Annotated in this window: 12 protein-coding genes; 10 read left to right on the forward strand and 2 right to left on the reverse strand. The window is 62.8% G+C overall.

Going from position 1 to position 15,122, the window contains the following annotated elements; all coding sequences use genetic code 11:
- Positions 1–72 precede the first annotated feature (72 nt).
- Positions 73–2,523: a TonB-dependent siderophore receptor gene (locus J1N02_RS14215; protein ID WP_421147424.1), complete on the forward strand. Its 2,451-nt coding sequence runs from the start codon at positions 73–75 to the stop codon at positions 2,521–2,523.
- 105 nt (positions 2,524–2,628) lie between these two features.
- Here the strand turns inward: J1N02_RS14215 and J1N02_RS14220 are convergent, their stop codons facing one another.
- Positions 2,629–3,333, reverse strand: coding sequence for a DUF3142 domain-containing protein (locus tag J1N02_RS14220; protein WP_092490014.1), 705 nt, complete (start codon positions 3,331–3,333; stop codon positions 2,629–2,631).
- A complete protein-coding gene (locus J1N02_RS14225) occupies positions 3,330–5,492 on the reverse strand; it encodes an outer membrane assembly lipoprotein YfiO (RefSeq protein WP_421147425.1) in 2,163 nt (720 codons plus the stop codon). Before J1N02_RS14225 ends, J1N02_RS14220 begins: the two co-directional genes overlap by 4 nt.
- 179 nt (positions 5,493–5,671) lie before the next feature.
- Here J1N02_RS14225 and J1N02_RS14230 point away from each other — a divergent pair, with 179 nt between their 5' ends.
- The 9 genes from J1N02_RS14230 (at position 5,672) to J1N02_RS14270 (ending at position 15,068) form a co-directional block, all read left to right on the forward strand.
- Complete coding sequence (locus J1N02_RS14230; protein ID WP_027608070.1) at positions 5,672–7,276, forward strand: glycosyltransferase family 39 protein; 1,605 nt, start codon at positions 5,672–5,674, stop codon at positions 7,274–7,276.
- Between the two features lie 33 nt (positions 7,277–7,309).
- Complete coding sequence (locus J1N02_RS14235; RefSeq protein WP_027608071.1) at positions 7,310–7,555, forward strand: DUF2789 domain-containing protein; 246 nt, start codon at positions 7,310–7,312, stop codon at positions 7,553–7,555.
- A 100-nt stretch (positions 7,556–7,655) separates the two neighbouring features.
- Positions 7,656–9,149, forward strand: a complete 1,494-nt coding sequence (locus tag J1N02_RS14240; protein WP_421147426.1) for a Fic family protein — start codon at positions 7,656–7,658, stop codon at positions 9,147–9,149.
- Between the two features lie 74 nt (positions 9,150–9,223).
- Positions 9,224–9,637: a hypothetical protein gene (locus J1N02_RS14245; RefSeq protein WP_421147427.1), complete on the forward strand. Its 414-nt coding sequence runs from the start codon at positions 9,224–9,226 to the stop codon at positions 9,635–9,637.
- Positions 9,638–10,050: 413 nt separating this feature from the next.
- Entirely contained in the window at positions 10,051–10,461 is a 411-nt protein-coding gene (locus J1N02_RS14250; RefSeq protein WP_065941015.1) for a MarR family winged helix-turn-helix transcriptional regulator, read from the forward strand.
- Positions 10,458–12,536 (forward strand): FUSC family protein, encoded by a 2,079-nt coding sequence (locus J1N02_RS14255; RefSeq protein WP_421147428.1) that lies wholly within the window; start codon positions 10,458–10,460, stop codon positions 12,534–12,536. The genes J1N02_RS14250 and J1N02_RS14255 overlap by 4 nt, the downstream gene beginning before the upstream one ends.
- Entirely contained in the window at positions 12,533–12,742 is a 210-nt protein-coding gene (locus J1N02_RS14260; protein WP_012721577.1) for a DUF1656 domain-containing protein, read from the forward strand. The genes J1N02_RS14255 and J1N02_RS14260 overlap by 4 nt, the downstream gene beginning before the upstream one ends.
- The gene (locus J1N02_RS14265) at positions 12,739–13,629 is read left to right on the forward strand and encodes an efflux RND transporter periplasmic adaptor subunit (RefSeq protein WP_027608075.1); all 891 of its coding nucleotides are present in this window, start codon (positions 12,739–12,741) and stop codon (positions 13,627–13,629) included. The genes J1N02_RS14260 and J1N02_RS14265 overlap by 4 nt, the downstream gene beginning before the upstream one ends.
- Positions 13,626–15,068, forward strand: coding sequence for an efflux transporter outer membrane subunit (locus J1N02_RS14270; protein ID WP_421147429.1), 1,443 nt, complete (start codon positions 13,626–13,628; stop codon positions 15,066–15,068). The genes J1N02_RS14265 and J1N02_RS14270 overlap by 4 nt, the downstream gene beginning before the upstream one ends.
- Positions 15,069–15,122: the final 54 nt, after the last annotated feature.

Below are 15,122 nucleotides of genomic sequence, written 5' to 3' on the forward strand. Positions count from 1 at the left end.
GTCGGTTTGCGCGCCCCGTTCGGGATACCTCTTGAAAGCCAATCAAGAAGCGTTCTCACGGGGAGTCCTGCAATGCCGCACCACCCAATCCAACCCTTGGCCCGCGCCTTGCGCCGTGGCCTGTTTGTCAGCCTGCTGGCGACGGTGCCGATGCTGCCGACCCAGGTACATGCCGAAGACAGCACCGAAGCGCTGCGTGCCTACAACATTCCGGCGGGCAGTCTCGATCAGGCCTTGAACCAGTTCGCCAGTGCGTCGGGCATCTTGTTGTCGGTCGATGCTTCCCTTACCCAAGGCAAGCGCACCACAGGCCTGCAGGGAAGTTACGGCGTCGGGTCCGGCCTGGAGCGGCTGCTGGCAGGCAGCGGCCTGGTGGCGGTGCAGGCCCAGGGCGGTTGGTCGTTGCAGGCGATGCCATCCGCCGGGCCGTTGCAGCTCGGCGCGACTCAGATCAGCGCCCAGCAGGCCGAGGAAAGCGCCTCGGGCCCGGTGGACGGCCTTGTCGCCACGCGCAGTGCGTCCGGCAGCAAGACCGATTCGGCATTGGTGGAAATCCCCCAGACCATCAACGTGATCACCGCCGCCGAGATCAAGGCTCGCGGCGCCCAGAGCGTCACCCAGGCGTTGCTCTACACCCCGGGCATGACCGCCGGTGGCTTTGCCGACCGGGTCAAGTTATTCGACGAACCTACCTCGCGCGGCTTCACCCCCACGCCCTTGTACCTTGACGGTTTGCACCTGCCCTACGGCGGCGGCAGCACGGGTGGCGCGCTGCAGATCGAGCCCTACTCCCTGGAGCGCATCGAAGTGCTCAAGGGCCCGGCCTCGGTGCTGTATGGGCAAAACCAGCCTGGCGGTATCGTCAATATGGTCAGCAAGCGCCCCAGCGAAACCCCGGTGCACCAGGTGGTGCTGGAAGCCGGCACCTACGAGCACAAGAGTGCGGCCATCGACCTCAGCGGCCCGCTGGATGAACAGGGGCAATTCCTCTACCGCCTCACCGGCCTGGCCAACGACGGTCAGGACGAGATCAACTACGTCGAGAACAAACGCCAGTTCATCGCCCCCAGCCTCACCTGGCGCCCCAACGACGACACCCGTGTGACGCTGTTCGCCCAATACCAGAAGGACAAGGGCGTGCCCGAGGCCCAAGGGTTGCCGGCGTCCGGCACCTTGTGGGCCAACCCCAACGGCAAGATCAAGCGCGATGTGTTTATCGGCGAGCCCGGCGTCAACCAGTACAACCGCGAGCAGTACGTGCTGGGCTACGAGATTTCCCATCGCCTCAACGATACCTGGACCCTCAAGCAGAACGCGCGCTACGCCGAGGTGGACGACCGCTACACCGCACCGCTGCACGGCTACCGCTTCGTCGCCAACCCGGCCACCGGTGTGCAGGACCAACGCTACCTGCAGCGCTTCGGCGTGGACTGGGCGCAAAACAACAAAGTGTTTGGCGTGGACAGCATCGCCCAGGCCGAATTCGACACCGGTGCGCTGTCCCATACGTTGATCGTCGGCCTGGATTACTACCACTCCGGCTCGCTGTTCCATGGCCTGTATGACCGCAACCCGCCAGTGATCGACCTGTTCAAGCCGGTCTACGGCCAGCGCCTGAATTTCGGCCAACCGTACCGCTGGGACCGCACCCTGAGCCAGACCGGCCTGTATGTGCAGGACCAGATCAAACTGGATAAGTGGGCCCTGGTGCTCGGTGGGCGTTATGACTGGGCCAGCGTGGTGAACAAGGAGCCGCTGCAAGGCACCCGCTTTGCCAGCAAGGACGAAGCCTTCACCGGCCGCGCCGGCCTGGTGTACCTGTTCGATAACGGCCTGGCGCCTTTTGTCAGCTATTCCGAATCGTTCCTGCCGCTGACCGGCACCGACGCCCAGCGCAAACCGTTCGACCCCTCCACCGGCAAGCAATACGAAGTGGGCATGAAGTACCAGCCGCCGGGCCAGAAGAGTTTTGTGCAGGTCGCGGTCTATCAGCTCGACCAGGAAAACGTGCTCACCACCAACCCCAACGACACCTTCAGTACCCAGAGCGGCGCCATGCGTTCCCGCGGCGTAGAACTGGAAGCCAAGGCCGCCCTCAGCGACGCCTGGGAGATCATCGCCTCGGCCGCGCGCAACGACATCAAGTACACCAAGGACGAAGAAGGTCGCCAAGGCCGCCACCCCGCTGGCATCTCGCCGCTCACGGCGTCGATGTGGGTCAACTACACCGTACTGGGCGACACCCCGCTCGCCGGCCTCGGTGCCGGCCTGGGCGTCCGCTACGCGCGCCAAAGCCTGGGCGATTACTACGAAGGCGCGTTCAGCGTGCCGTCGTACAGCGTCTACGACGCCAGCCTGAACTACGACCTGGGCGCCTCGCCGCTCAAGCTCAAAGGCGTGAAACTGGCGATGAACGTGCAGAACCTCACCAACAAGACCTATGTCTCGCAGTGCACCAGCGACCTGGATTGCTACTACGGGGAGGGGCGTACGGTGGTGTCCAGCCTGACCTATGACTGGTAACCACCTTCCAATGTAGGAGCGAGCTTGCTCGCGAAAAACGTTAACGATGACGCGGGTCTTTCTGAATGCTCGCGGCAATCTCAGGTTTTCGCGAGCAAGCATCCATCAAGGATTGCGTAAAAACACCACATACCCCCGAAACCACTCACTCCCCTGCAAATACCCCGGCTCCTCCCACTCTCCACCCTGAATCAAACCGATCTTGAACGGCAGCCCCATCCGGTTCATCCGTGGCAAATACGCCGCGTAATCCGGGATGCTCTGGCGCCCTTGATAGGTCTGCACCACCACCTCATCCACCACGTCTTTGAGCTGGGCGATGGCGGTGGGGTCGGCGTTGCTGCTCCAGTCCATCAGGCCGGTGATACTCAGTTTCAGATCGGCCGGCAGGCGCTGGCGCAGGTCGCGCAGGAAGTCGGCGTATTCGTGCAGGTATTGGGTGCGGGCGTCGAAGTCGATCTGGATGCCGACCACCGGGTTGCCTGCGTCGCGCCAGCGTTGTACCTGGCCGAGCAGTTGGGTGTAGACCTGTTCGGGCCAGCGCAGGGTGTGGGCGCGGTAGACCACCCAGACGTCGCCGCGGGTGAGGCGCGGTACGCTGATGCCTTGGGCGATCAGCTGCACACCGCGCTGGGGCGCGCGGCGGGTGGCGTTGATCTGGCCCTGGAGGATGTACAGGGTCTTGGCCTGCTTGAGTACCGGCTGGGGCGTGACGCCGCTCCACAGCCAGAAGGCGTCGTAGTCGCGGGCATCGACGGCACCGAAGGCCGGGCTTGCCAGCAACAGCATGCCCAGCCACAGGTGCTTCACCAGTAGTACTGCAGCGATTTGCCCCACTGGGTGTCGGCGAAACCACTTTTCAGTTGGCGGAACCAGGCTTTGCGCACGCCGGGTTCGACGTCCTTGCCGCCGCAGCTGTTGTAGCCGGCCGGCGCGTAGCAGTTGATGGCGCGGAACAGGGCGTAGGCCTTGTCGTTTTTCGGTGCCTTGGCATTGCCGATGACCTGTTGGTAACCGTCGAGCCGCGAGAAGGTTTCACCCTTGAAATCCGAAGCGGTGCTGCCCAGGCTGCCGGCGGCGCGGGCCTGCTCCAGAGGCATGCCGTCCAGGTTGTTGCGCAGGATGAATTCGCCGAAGCAGTTCAAGGCCTGGGGGTTTTTCGCGTCGGTCTGCAAGGTCGCTGCGGTTTGCGCGATGCTCGGGCAGGCGTAGCCGGACTCGGCCTTGTCGCCGTTCCACTGGAACAGCTTAAGCGTCTGGCTGGCGCTGTAGACATAACCCAGGCTGGTGCCCAGCTTGTCCTCGGGGGCCTGGGCCGGCAGCTGCTTGAGGTCTTCGGCGAAGGTGGCGAACTGGCCGTGCAGCAGGTCTTTGTAGAGCAGCACGAATTGCGCGGTCTGGCGTTCCAGCGGATCGCTCGCCTGGGCGATCTGCTGGCGCAGCAGTTCAGGCCCGGCGATGTTGCGCAGCAGGATGTAGCGCACCTGTTTGGCGCTGATCGGCGAATCGCTGGCGAACACCTTGGCCAACTGGCCGCTGCGCTCGTAGTTCATGGCCAGGGCCAACTCCAGCTGGTCGCGTTGCAGCGGCAGTTTTGCCAGCGGCAACAGTTGCAGCCACAGCGCTTCGGCGCCTTTCCAGTCCTGCTTGGCTTCCAGGGCCAGGGCGCGCAGGGTCTGTTGGCTGAAGGCGAAGTAGTTGAGGTTTGTCGGCACGCTTTGCGGCAACTGCTTCAGGGCAGCATCCGGTTGATGTTCGATGTACAGCGCACACACGGCCAGCAAGTACTCATAGAGCTCCGGCTCGCTGGCGAACGCGGCCTTTTGCTTCTCAAGGTCGGCGCGGCTGAGGGCCGGCTGGTTGCCGCCGCGCATCACCATCAGGTCGCTGACGAGTTGGATCATCGGGGTCTTGACGGTATCGCTGTTGACCATCAACAGCTTGAGGTCAGCTTCTTCTACCAGCTCATCCTCAGACACATTGCGCTGCTCGTCGGTGGCCGTCAGTGCCCAGGCGAACGCGTCGGCGAGCTGGGTGTTGTCGTCGGCCAGCCAGTACACCCGGCGCAGCAGGCCGTGGGCCGAGGCCGCGTATTCGCCCTGTGGATAAGTCTTCAGGTAGGCGTTGAAGCCCTGCTCGGCCGTGGCCAATGCGGGTTTATCCACACGGTCCAGGTGCGGTACGCCGTCTTCGTCATAGGTATCGGCCTGGGCCTGGTTGAGCGCTGTGCGGGCGGTCATGTACAGCGCGGTTTCCTTCAGCCACGGCGACTGTGCACTGCCGACGCCGGCAAAGCCTTGCGCGGCCTCGGCGAAGCGGCCGCTGTAGAAATCCGCGGCGGCTTGCAGGTAGGTGCGAAACAGTTGGCCGTCGGCTGACTGGATCTGCTGCGGCTCGGCGATCACCGGGCCATCCCAGGTGCAGGTGGTGAGCAGTTGCAGTCGCGCCTTTGCCAGCAGCGCGCGCTCGGCCGCCGGCATGTCGGCCTTGACCACCTGGCGGATAAACGCCGTGGCGCTGTCATCGTCGTTGCTGCGGCAGCGGCTGCCTTCGCCATTGAGGAAGGCTTCGCCAGCGGTCTTGTACGCCTCGCGCTTGATGCCCAGGGGCGTCAGCAGGGTGTCCAGCTCAGCGGTAGGCGAATCGTCCGAGTCGGGCTCGGTCTCTGCACTGGAGGCAGCGGCCAGGCGATACACCGGGAACGGCACCGGGCCGAAACCCTGGGCCAGGTCATCTTCGCTCAACGCCCTGGGCGCCAACGGCGCGGCCTTTTTGTCCGCCAGCAACAGGCGCAGGTTGGCCCGGCTGTCATTGCCCGGGCTCAGGAACGGCACGTTGTTGCAAGGGTCGAGGCTGTCACGCGAGACACGCCAATCGGGGTAGCACGAATCGTCGGAACTGGCCTGGGCCTGCTGGGAAATACCGGCCAGCAGGGCCAGTGCCAGGGGGGAGAGAAAACCGATACGCATGACGTGTCCTTGATCCTGGGTCCTTGGAGGGCGGCAATCATAGCGTGTTCCTGCGGGCGCTTCGGTGAAGCCCTACACAAATTGCTGATTTGTCCGATTCCAGAAGCGAACCGGGGGCTTTTGTCCTAGAGTGGCGGTGTTTGCGCTGAGGCACTCAAGGCAACAGCGGGGGAATCGAGGTGCGCCGGTCTGTGGTAGAGCAAAACGAAAAGGTCGGGGCGTTGCCCGCATTCAATCGTCTTACGTGGGAACGCGTCGGTTGGCTGAGCCGACTGTGGTGGGTGCCGATCCTGGGACTGGCCATGGCCCTGCGGTTTTACCGCCTGACATCGGCGGCGATCTGGGGCGACGAGGGCTCCAGCCTGCTGCTCAGTGAATACGCCGCTGCCGACCTGTGGTTTCACGCCGCTCACGATGTGCACCCGCCGTTGTACTTCTTCATGCTGCGCGGCTGGATCGAGCTGTTCGGCGACAGTATCTGGTCGATTCGTGGCATGAGTGCCATCCCCGGCGTGGTTGCGGTGGGCCTGGGTGTCTGGCTGACACGGCAACTGTCTACCCGGCGTGCTGCCGTGCTGGCGGGGATCCTGCTGGCGCTGCTGCCCACGGCGGTGCGCTACAGCCAGGAAGTGCGCATGTATTCGCTGCTGGGCGTGTGGCTGCTGGGGGCCACGCTGGCGCTGGTGTACTGGGTACGCCAGCCCGAGCGGCTGCGCTACCTGGCCATGTATGTGGCGTTGATGAGCGCCGGGTTCTACACCCATTACTTCACCGCCCTGTGCGTGCTGGTGCATTGGGCTTACCTGGGGGTGCTGTGGCAGGCGCAGCCGCGAGGCCGACGGCTGATCGCACGCCCGGCCTGGTGGGTAGCCAATGCCGCGATTGTGCTGTTGTACGTACCGTGGCTGCCGAACCTGCTGGACCTGGTGCAGCACGTCGAACAACTCAAGGTAGGCGGGGACATAGGCTGGGAAGAACCGGTCAGCCTGTTTTCCCTGCCTTCGATGATCTGGCAGTTCGTGTTACAGGATGAAGGTATCGGCTTCTGGCCACCGCTGTTCTGGTTTGTCCCGCTGTTACTGATGGCCGTGGTCGTGATGACGGCCGCGCGAGACCGCGAACGCCATCGGCCCGCTTGCCTGCTGGCGCTGTTTTTCCTGCTGCCGCTGTTGCTGGTCTACGGGGTATCGTTTATCTCCCCGGTGTTTATCGAGCGCTACCTTACGGTGTACGCCTTGGGTTTGCCGATCCTTGTCGCCATGGCGATCGACCGCCTGCCTGCGCGCTTGTCGCTGCTGGGTGCGGCGCTGTTCGTGCTGTTTGTCGGCGTGGAGCTGGTGGGCCTCAAAAACAACTTCACGGTGGATGAGCACGACCAATTCAATGTGCCGGTGGAGTTCGTCAATCGCAATTACCAGGAAGACGATCGCATCGTCCTCAGCGACATGATGTGGTACCTCAGCTATGTGTATTACGACCAGACCGACGCCCAACTGCAGCTCTACACCCCGCCCAAGCCCGATGGCACGCCGACCCGGCCCAACGCCTACGGCTTCGGCACCCTGGTGGACCAGGACGGCGGGCGCATTTACCTCGACCGCCTGTCGGCACTGCCCGCCGACACCCGCCGCGTATGGCTGATCAGCAGCAACGAAGTGCTGGACGATTTCGCGCCACTGCCCCAGGGCTGGCGCGAACTCAGTCGCCAGGACGGTGGTGGTGCCAGGGTGCGTTTGTTCGTGTTGTGCAACGTGCCGCCACCACAACCCGAGGGCTGCCGCTAGACTCGGTTAAATACCTTTTTTCAGGAGTCCGTCATGGAATCGCCCGTGCACAGCTTGCCGTCACTGTTCAAACAGCTTGGGCTGCCGGATGACCCGGTCGGTATTGATCAGTTTGTGACCGCCCACTCGCCACTCAAGCCGGATTTGAAGTTGGCTGAGGCGTTTTTCTGGACAGACAGCCAGAAAGCATTTTTGCGTGAGGAAATCTTGGACGATGCGGATTGGGCGGAGGTGGTGGATGAGTTGAATCTGATGTTGCGGGGTGGGCGAGGGGTGTAAAAAAATCTTTTGAAAATTGTGTTTTTGTAAAAAAAAAAGGTGAGCAGTAAAAAAATCTGGGCTTTAATCGCCTGGGTTATTTTTTCTTGGGGGATTCACCTTGGCAACAGTCGGATATGCCCATCTATGTGAAGTCCTGGACCTAAAGATTATTGCGCCCTCCCGTGTTGCGATGATTAAACCCGTGACCAGAATCACTCGAATCGGCACTTGTCTGGCTGTGCCGGCCGCTGTGGCGCCCGCGCATGCTGCGTTATTTGAGCATGTGCTATTTGCTCTCAAGCATGAAGGCGTGAACCTGGCCGTGCTCGCCCAGGCTTTTGAACGGCTTGGTCCTGAGCCGTTTTTGGTTGCCTTGGCGGATTCGCCCAATGGTGCGTTCATTCGCAAAGCTTGTTTTCTATGGGAGGGATTTACCGGGCAGGCCCTGGATTATTCAAAGCCCGTTCGAGGCCGCGTCGTTGCCTTATTCGATCCCGAGCGCTACGTAACCGGACCCAGCATCCGCAACAGCCGCTGGCGCGTGGATTTCAACGGCTTGGGTTCTTTGCATTACTGCGCCACCGTGGAGCGAACGCCTGAGCTGGACGCGTTGTTGGCGCTCAATGTGCTGGCCCGCGCCAAATCCTTCATGGCCACCCTCCCACCCGAAATGATGGACCGTGCCATCCAGTGGGCCTACCTCCACGAAACCCGTGATTCGTTTGCCATCGAAAAAGAACAACCCAGCGAAGAAAAATCCCGCCGCTTCGTTCAACTGTTACGCCAGGCCCACGAAGGCCGCTTGCTGACCGAGGACTACCTGGTAGATCTGCAGAACAGCACCGTCTCCAACCCCTTCGACAAAGCTGTCGCGTTTCGCCATGAGCAGAATCATCTGCACAACGGCCTGCGCGGCGCGGCGGGCGTCAGCTATGTTCCTCCAGCCCCTGAACTTTGCCAGGAACTGATGGAAGAGCTGATGGCCTTCGCCAATCAGCCAGTACGTGAAGTCGACCCCCTGGTAGCGGCGGCAGTCACTGCCTTCGGCTTCGTATTCCTGCACCCGTTTATGGACGGCAACGGGCGATTGTCGCGCTTCCTGATCCATCAGACGCTCTGCCATTACGGTGCACTGGAAAACGGCCTGCTGCTACCGGTGTCCGTCGCAATGAAGCACGAAGAGCAAGCTTATCTGGCCGCTCTCAAAGCCTTTTCCCAGCCGACGCGGGAATTCTGGAACGTCACGTGGCTGGACGGCGATCAAATGGCCTTCGACTTCATCGGCCACCCCTCGATCTACCGCTACTGGGACGCCACCCACTGCGTCGAATTCACCCTGCAAATGGCCCGCCGCGCGTTGGAAGTGGAACTGCGCGAAGAAACCGAATTTCTCGACCGCTACGACCGCGTGATCAAGGCCGTGAACCAGCGCTTTGATGTGCGCGGCAGTGATCTATCAAAGCTGGTGATGATGTGCCTGGATAACGAGGGCAAGGTTTCCAAGAACCGACGCAAGCAGTTTCAGTACAGCGTATCGGAGGAGGTGTTTGAGTTTATTGAGGAGGAGGTGGGGCGTGCTCTGCGCGAAGTAGGGGAACGTTCTATCGACTAAACGGAAGTGGACGATAGTGGCCGGTGGGAGGAGCTCGCTATTAACAGGCGCTAACTCCCTGCTCTGGACACAACATGAAACGGCTGGTTTTTTGGTTTTGGGGAGTCATGGATGCCCTTTATCTGATTCGGTATGCAGTGGCCAGCGCAATAGAGGGAAGGATTCCTTATTTAAGCGATTTTGAAAGTGCTTTATGGGTGCTGCGTGATCATAGTGTTGTGCAGTTATACATGTTCGGCTTTGCCATGCTGCTGCAAGCTTCCATCGTAATCTCGTGCTTACTGTTCTTTCTTGGACGTGAACAGGTGAGGTGGGTTACTTACCTTCAAACACCCTTGCGATTGGCTTTTATTGTGCCTTCTGTTTCGCTGTTGCTGGTAGGTGCTCAGTTTTTTCCTAACTACAACTTGGTGTTAATGGCTGCGTTAGTCGTTGCGTCCGAGGCAGTGAAAATCTGGAGCGTCTGGCGGTGGAGCAAAAGGTGCTGACGTTTTCCAGCAGGGCCGCTTAGGAGGCTGAGCGGGCAATAAGCCGGTTGCACAGACCCAACCATCCCCTTGGTCACGGCCACACGGATCCCCCTTCGCGAGGTGATGGGCCAAAACAAGCGCCACCTGGATGGCGAGGCCGCACAGCAATCCTGAAGCCGACACCGATCCAAATGTGGGAGGGGGCTTGCCCCCGATGGCGGTGGATCATCTAACGAATCTGTTCACTGACACTCCGCTATCGGGGGCCAGCCCCCTCCCACATTCGGCCTGCGGCGTTGCCACTGAATCGCTCCACCCCTCCGCTAAATTGTTTCAAAACTTGACGCAATTCGATCCCTCGGCCATATTGATAGTTAGCAAACTAACTGTATGCGAACTATCCAGTGCATCAATCCCTCGAACAACTCCAGATGAACCTCAGCAGCAGCATGGTGGTGGGCGCCCGTAACTGGCGCAAAATCTGCCAGAGCACGCTGGTCAGCTATGGCATCTCCGAAGCCTGCGCCGTGCCGCTGTTGATGATCGGCCGCCTGGGCGACGGGGTGCACCAGGTCAAAGTGGCCCAGGCCTCCGGGATGGAAAGCCCGTCGCTGGTGCGCCTGCTCGACCGGCTGTGCCATGACGGCTATGTGTGCCGTACCGAAGACATCCACGACCGCCGCGCCAAGGCCCTGAGCCTCACCGAGCGTGGTCGCGAGTTGGTGCAGGCGGTGGAGGTGCAATTGGTGCGCCTGCGCCGCGAAGTGCTGGCGGACCTTCCGACCGCCGACATGGAAGCCGCACTGCGCGTACTGCGGGCCTTTGAGGCGGCGACGCTTTGAACGGATTTTTTACCGGCTTTCCGCCCGCCCGTGACTGGTTCTATGGGGTTCGTACCTTCGCCGCGTCGATGATCGCGTTGTATATCGCCATGCTGATGCAAATGCCGCGTCCGTACTGGGCGATGGCCACGGTGTATATCGTCTCCAGCCCGTTTGTCGGCCCTACCAGTTCCAAGGCGTTGTACCGCGCCATCGGCACCTTGATGGGGGCGGCGGCGGCGGTGTTTTTTGTGCCGATGTTCGTGCAATCGCCGTACATCCTGGTGGTGGTGATCGCACTGTGGACGGGCACCTTGCTGTTCCTCTCCATGCACCTGCGCACCGCCAACAACTACGCCTTGATGCTCGCCGGCTACACCTTGCCGCTGATCGCCCTGCCGGTGGTGGATAACCCGCTGGCGGTGTGGGATGTGGCCGAGGCGCGGACCGAGGAAATCTTCCTCGGCATTGCGGTCGCGGCGGTGGTGGGCGCGATGTTCTGGCCACGGCGGCTGATGCCGGTGTTCGATGGCGCGGTGGCCAAGTGGTTTGGCGACGCCCAGGTCTACAGCCAGCGTTTTCTTTCTCGCAATGTGCAACCGGAAGAAGTCAGCGCCCTGCGCGGCGGCATGGTCGCCACCTTCAATACCCTTGAATTGATGATCGGCCAGTTGCCCCACGAAGGCGCGCGGCCGCAGACGGTGCGCAATACCAAGGAATTGCGCGGGCGCATGATCCACCTGCTGCCGTTGGTGGAGGAACTCGACGATGCGCTGTATGCCGTCGAACAGCGTGCGCCGCAGTTTCTCGAGCAACTGACGCCGCTGCTGGAAGCTACCCGGCAGTGGCTGGAAAACACCACCGAAAGCGCACCGCTGGAACGCTGGCGCGCCCTGCGTGACCAGGTCGACACCCTGCAACCCCAAGGCGAAGCGCTGGACGAGCGCCCCACGCTGTTGTTCTCCAACGCCCTTTACCGCCTGGGCGAGTGGATCGACCTGTGGCAGGACTGCCGCAGCCTGCAAGCCGCCATCCAGTGCGAAAGCCAGGACACCTGGCGCGCCGTGTACCGTCACTGGCGCCTGGGCCGGCTCACACCGTTCCTCGACCATGACCTGATGCTTTATTCGGCGTTTTCCACCGTCACCGCGATCATCGTCGCGTCGGTGCTGTGGATCCTGCTGGGCTGGACCGATGGCGGCAGCGCGGTGATCCTGGCAGCCGTGGCCTGCAGCTTTTTCGCTTCTATGGACGACCCGGCGCCGCAGATCTATCGGTTCTTTTTCTGGACCGCCATGTCGGTGCTGTTCGCCAGCCTCTACCTATTCCTGGTCCTGCCCAACCTGCACGATTTCCCGATGCTGGTACTGGCGTTCGCGGTGCCGTTCATCTGCATCGGCACGCTGACCGTGCAGCCGCGTTTTTACCTGGGCATGCTGCTGACGCTGGTGAACACCTCGTCGTTCATCAGCATCCAGGGCGCCTACGACGCGGACTTCCTCAACTTCGCCAACGTCAACCTGGCCGGGCCGGTGGGCCTGCTGTTCGCCTTTGTGTGGACGTTGATCGCCCGGCCCTTCGGCGCCGAACTGGCGGCCAAGCGCCTGACCCGTTTCAGCTGGCGCGACATCGTCGGCCTGACCGAGCCCGCCACCCTGAACGAACACCGGCACCTCGCCGCACAGATGCTCGACCGCCTGATGCAACACCTGCCGCGCCTGGCGATGATCGGCCAGGACACCGGCATCGCCCTGCGCGACCTGCGCGTAGCGCTCAACCTGCTCGACCTGCTGGCCTATTCGCCGCGCATCCTGGGTGTGCCGCGGGTGCTGCTCAACCAGGTGGTGGAAGGCGTGGGCGGTTACTTCAAGGCCTGCCTCAAGGCGGGTGAACGCTTGCCTGCGCCCAGCGGTCTGCTGATGACCCTCGACCGCACACGCCGCGCCCTCAATGGCCAGGGCCTGCAAGACGAAGACGACACCCGCCTGCACCTGCTGCACGCGCTGGCCGGCCTGCGCCTGGCACTGCTGCCGGGTGTGGAATTCATTGGCGGCACGGAGATGGAAGCGCCGCTACCCGATGGAGCGCCTTTATGATCGGTGATCTGGATATCAGCGGGGTGTTCCTGCCCACGCTGCTGGTGCTGATGGGCATTACGTACGTGTTATTCCTGGTGGTGCACGGGCTGTTGACCCGCGTCCACTTCTATCGCCTGGTCTGGCACCGGGCATTGTTCAATGTGGGGCTCTACGCGCTGTTGCTGGGCGCGGTGGACTCACTCAGTCGATACCTGATGACATGAAAAAACCTTTTTTGACCATCGGCCGTGTAGTCCTGACGTTGTTGATCGTGAGCTTCGCGGTCGTCGTTGTGTGGCGCATGGTCATGTACTACATGTTTGCGCCCTGGACCCGTGACGGTCACATCCGTGCCGACATCGTGCAGATCGCGCCGGACGTGTCCGGGCTGATCCAGCGCGTCGATGTGCACGACAACCAGCTGGTGACCAAGGGCCAGGTACTGTTTGCCGTCGACCAGGACCGCTTCAAGCTGGCCCTGCGCCAAGCCCAGGCCGCCGTGGCCGACCGCCAGGAAACCCTGGCCCAGGCAAGTCGCGAGTACAAGCGTAACCGTGGCCTCGGCAACCTGGTGCCCAGCGAGCAGCTGGAAGAAAGCCAGTCCCGTGTTGCCCGCGCCCAATCGGCCCTGGCCGAAGCGCAAGTGACGGTGGACTCGGCCCAACTCAACCTCGACCGCTCGGTGATCCGCAGCCCGGTGGACGGCTACGTCAACGACCGCGCACCGCGTACCCAGGAGTTCGTCACCGCCGGGCGGCCGGTGCTGTCGGTGGTGGACAGCAATTCCTTCCATATCGACGGCTACTTCGAAGAGACCAAGCTCGACGGCATCCACGTCGGCATGGGCGTGGACATCCGTGTGATCGGCGACAACGCCCGCCTGCACGGGCATGTGCAGAGCATCGTCGCCGGTATCGAAGACCGCGACCGCAGCAGCGGCTCGAACCTGCTGCCCAACGTCAACCCGGCGTTCAGCTGGGTGCGCCTGGCCCAGCGGATTCCGGTGCGTATTGCCTTTGACGATGTCCCGGCGGACTTCCGCATGATCGCCGGGCGTACCGCCACCGTATCGATCATTGGCGACAAACCCAATGACGGAGCCAAGCCATGAAGCCGCTGTGGGCAACTGCTGCGCTGGGATTGTTGCTGTCGGCCTGCCAAGTGGTGGGGCCGGATTACCAGCTGCCGCAAACGTCTGCCGTCAACCGCGCTGACCTGCAAGGGCAACTGGCGGGCAAGGGCAACGACGTGGTGTCGGCGCCGGTGCCGGCCGACTGGTGGAAGCTGTACAAAGACCCGCGCCTGGACGAGCTGGTACGCCAGGCCATGGCCTCCAACACCGACCTGCGCGTAGCCGCAGCCAACCTGCAGCGCGCCCGTTATCAGACCCAACAGGCTGAATCCGCCGGCGGCTGGAGTGCCGGCGCCAAGGCCGAGGTGCAGCGCCTGCAGGAATCCGGCGAAGCGTTTTTGCAGGCGGACAAAGTGCCGGTGGATAACATCGGCAGCGTCGGCATTACCACCTCGTATCAATTCGACCTGTTCGGCACCTTGCAACGTGGCATCGAAAGCGCCCAGGCCAGCGCCGATGCGGCCCAGGCTGCCGCTGATACCGCACGCATCACCCTGGTGGCCGATGTGGTGCGCTCCTACACCCAGGTGTGCGCGGCCAACGAAGAACTGGCGATTGCCAACGAGTCCCTCGACCTGCAAGCCCAGAGCACCAAACTGACCCAACGCCTGCGTGACGCGGGCCGTGGCGATGAAACCCAGGTCACCCGCTCGCAAACCCAATACAAATCCCTGCGCGCCGACATGCCGCGCTACGAAGCGGCGCGCCAGGCCGGGCTGTTCCGCCTGTCGATGCTGCTGGCCAAGCCCGTGGACCAACTGCCGGCGGGCACCGGCACCTGCGCCGAGCTGCCGCACATCGCCCAGCTGTTGCCGGTGGGCGATGGTGCGGCGCTGCTGAAACGTCGCCCCGACGTGCGCCAGGCCGAGCGCCAACTGGCCGCCGCCACCGCGCGTATCGGCGTGGCCACCGGCGCCTTGTACCCGGACATCGCCATCGGCGCCACGGTGGGCACCGTGGGCCTGCTCGACAACCTCGGCCAGCCGGCGACCAACCGCTGGGGCTTCGGCCCGATGATCAGTTGGACGGTGCCGACCAACGGCGCCCGTGCGCGCATCCACGAGGCCGAAGCCGCGACTCAGGGCGCCCTGGCGCATTTCGACGGGGTGGTCCTCAACGCCATCCGCGAAACCCAGACCGGCCTGGCGCAATACACCGCCGTGCTGCAACGGCGCGAGGCGCTGGCGGACGCCGAGCGCTCGGCCCAAGAGGCGGCGGACCAGACCCACCGCTTCTTCCAGGCCGGCCGCGAATCGTTCCTCGCCGACCTGCAAGCCACCCGCACCTACACCGCGATGCGCGCGCAACTGGCGGCGGCCAATACCCAGGTTGCCATGAGCCAGATCGATCTGTTCCTGGCCCTGGGCGGCGGCTGGGAAAGCGGACGAACGCAAGCGTCACAGCCCGGCAAACCCTGAGCGAATAGCTATGCTTGGACAGGCGGGTCGCCGTGACGACTCGCCTGACACTGC

This window comes from Pseudomonas sp. NFX5 (genome assembly GCF_049132125.1).
Classification (GTDB): domain Bacteria; phylum Pseudomonadota; class Gammaproteobacteria; order Pseudomonadales; family Pseudomonadaceae; genus Aquipseudomonas; species Aquipseudomonas marginalis.

Excerpts from the sequence above, each read along its gene's own strand:
- J1N02_RS14215 (WP_421147424.1), top strand. The coding sequence starts at position 73 with ATGCCGCACCACCCAATCCAACCCTTGGCCCGCGCCTTGCGCCGTGGC.
- J1N02_RS14225 (WP_421147425.1), bottom strand. The coding sequence starts at position 5,492 with ATGCGTATCGGTTTTCTCTCCCCCCTGGCACTGGCCCTGCTGGCCGGT.
- J1N02_RS14235 (WP_027608071.1), top strand. The coding sequence starts at position 7,310 with ATGGAATCGCCCGTGCACAGCTTGCCGTCACTGTTCAAACAGCTTGGG.
- J1N02_RS14245 (WP_421147427.1), top strand. The coding sequence starts at position 9,224 with ATGAAACGGCTGGTTTTTTGGTTTTGGGGAGTCATGGATGCCCTTTAT.
- J1N02_RS14250 (WP_065941015.1), top strand. The coding sequence starts at position 10,051 with ATGAACCTCAGCAGCAGCATGGTGGTGGGCGCCCGTAACTGGCGCAAA.
- J1N02_RS14260 (WP_012721577.1), top strand. The coding sequence starts at position 12,533 with ATGATCGGTGATCTGGATATCAGCGGGGTGTTCCTGCCCACGCTGCTG.
- J1N02_RS14265 (WP_027608075.1), top strand. The coding sequence starts at position 12,739 with ATGAAAAAACCTTTTTTGACCATCGGCCGTGTAGTCCTGACGTTGTTG.
- J1N02_RS14270 (WP_421147429.1), top strand. The coding sequence starts at position 13,626 with ATGAAGCCGCTGTGGGCAACTGCTGCGCTGGGATTGTTGCTGTCGGCC.